General features: G+C 67.1%; 2 protein-coding genes and 1 pseudogene. All 3 read left to right on the forward strand.

Annotated features, from left to right (window positions below; all coding sequences use genetic code 11):
* Positions 1–708: hypothetical protein (locus tag WBA11_RS20230; protein WP_424522436.1), on the forward strand; the 708-nt coding region annotated here is incomplete at its 5' end.
* A 115-nt stretch (positions 709–823) separates the two neighbouring features.
* On the forward strand, positions 824–1,552 hold the full coding sequence (locus WBA11_RS20235) for a hypothetical protein (RefSeq protein ID WP_424522437.1): 729 nt from the start codon (positions 824–826) through the stop codon (positions 1,550–1,552).
* A gap of 154 nt (positions 1,553–1,706) precedes the next feature.
* Positions 1,707–2,097, forward strand: a pseudogene (locus tag WBA11_RS20240) (peptidase S9); the annotation flags it as partial.

The following is a 2,097-nucleotide window of genomic DNA, read 5'->3' on the forward strand; positions in this document are numbered from 1 at the left end:
ACCACGGACGGCGTCGAGCGCCGGTTCGCTCGGTCGGCCGTCGAGTTCGTCGGGCCGCTCATCCGCGGGCGCTTTTTCCGGACGGACCCGGTCAAGACCCGGTTCTTCCTCGCCCCAACGGCCCGGACGCTCGGCGGCGGCGAGTTTCGCGGTGACCTCACGTACATCTTCCCGTCGCTCACGGCCGGCCTGAGCGACCGTGTGGACCTGACGGCCTCGGGCCTGATCGGTGTTTCGAGCGGGCTCGAAGACGACGTGTTCTTCACGCCGCTCGTCGGGCTCAAGGGCCAGGTGTACCGGAGCGACGGCGTCCAAGTCGCGCTGGGGCTGAGCGGGCAGGCCCAGATCGGGGCCGGTTCGAGCTTGTCGGCGGTCCCCTACGCCGTAGCGACGTTCGGAGACGAGACTCGGGCTATCTCCATCGGCTTGGGTGGTTCCATCGGGACGTTCGACGGCGAAGTTGAGGTCGGGAACGGGCTCGTGTACGGCATCGGCGCCGAGACCCAGCTAAACAACGGTGTCAAGCTGTTCGTCGAGGCTCTGGGCACCGTGGGCAGCGCCGACGTGAGCGAGGGACTCCTCGTCCTGCCAGGCGTCCGGTTCTTCGGCGACCGGTTCGCGTTCGACGTCATCGGGTTCCTCGCGACCGACTTCAAGCAGGTCTATGGATTCGCGCCCGTCGGTTTCCGCGCCTCGTATGGCTTTTAGCCGGTGGTTCGGCCTCGAGGGCGGGCAAGCAACACATCGGCCTCGACGAGTAGTGAGATCGGACTATAGTAGAATGGCGAAGGACGGTTACGATGAGGTAGCTCCCGTCCTCGCCATGTCCCGCCACGTCGCTCTCACCGTCCTCGCCATCGCGCTCGCCCTGCCGGCAGGAGCGCAGTCGCACCTCGTTGAGGGCGTAGGCCCGTACGTGTCGCTCGACCTCGCGGGCGGACCGTTCCCGGCATTCACTCCCGCGGGCGTCGACCTCAGCGGGAGTCTTGGTCTCGGCTTCGATGTCGCCGTGCTGCTCGCCCGTGGGACCACCGACATTGATGACGAACGGTTTCCGTACCCGCCCGAGACGCACCTCGGCCTCGAGGTCGCGTTCTCACTCAGGCTGGATCGGTCACGGTGGCGCGTAACGGCGATCGGCCTAGCGTCGCTCGCGAAAGGCTCGACGTTCACGTTTCCTACCGATGGTGGACCGACGGCTCTCAGCGGCGGCCTCAAGGCTATTGAGAGGCGTGCTCGCGCGAGCGTCGTCGGGTACTTCCCGTTGTACAGCGGGCCACTTAGCATCTGGGCAGGAGGCGGCCTCTACCGCGCCGTGCGCGAGTATGAGGATTCTATTCTCATCTTCGACGCTGGGGGACCGGACGAACGCGCGGTCGGAGGCGAGACGAGAACCGAGACTTCCTCGGGGGCCGTCGTAGCGCTGCCCGTCGCCCTCGAGGTCGGACGTGGAATGGTTCTAGCCCTCGAGCCCGAACTCCGCGTTGGCCTCGAGACCGTGGTCTTCGGTGTCGTCGGGGACGGGCAGGTCACGCTCCGGCTCAACCTGTAGCCGCCCTCGAGGCCGAGAGAAAGCGCGTCCTCGAGGACGGAGATCTCCGCACTTCCGCACTTCCGCACTTCCGCCACACGACCTCGAGGCCGGGACCCGTTCCGCCCTTGCCGACGACGGGCGTCGGCCCTACCCTGCCGTGTCCCCGTCCTCGATGGTCCGTCTCCTCGTCCTGCTCGCGTTCGCTGTCACGGCCACGGGTCCGGTGGCCGCCCAGTATTTCGACTTCGGCAAGAACCGGGTCCAGTACCGAGCGCACGAGTGGTACACGCTCAGGACGTCGCACTTCGACGTCTACTTCTACGAGCGGGACCACGGGCCGGGCGGTCGTGTCCTGGCCGAGTTCGCGGGCGAGGCGGCCGAGGAGGCCTACCGCGAGATCTCGGCCCTGTTCGGGACCGACATCGTCCGTCGCGTGCCGCTCTTGGTCTACCCGACCCACGCCGACTTCGCGGTCACGAACGCCGTCGAGCTCCCGATCTACTCCGAGGGCATCGGCGGCGTCACGGAGCTGTTCAAGAACCGGATCGCGATTCCGTTCACGG

The organism is Rubrivirga sp. (assembly GCF_049648075.1).
Classification (GTDB): domain Bacteria; phylum Bacteroidota; class Rhodothermia; order Rhodothermales; family Rubricoccaceae; genus Rubrivirga.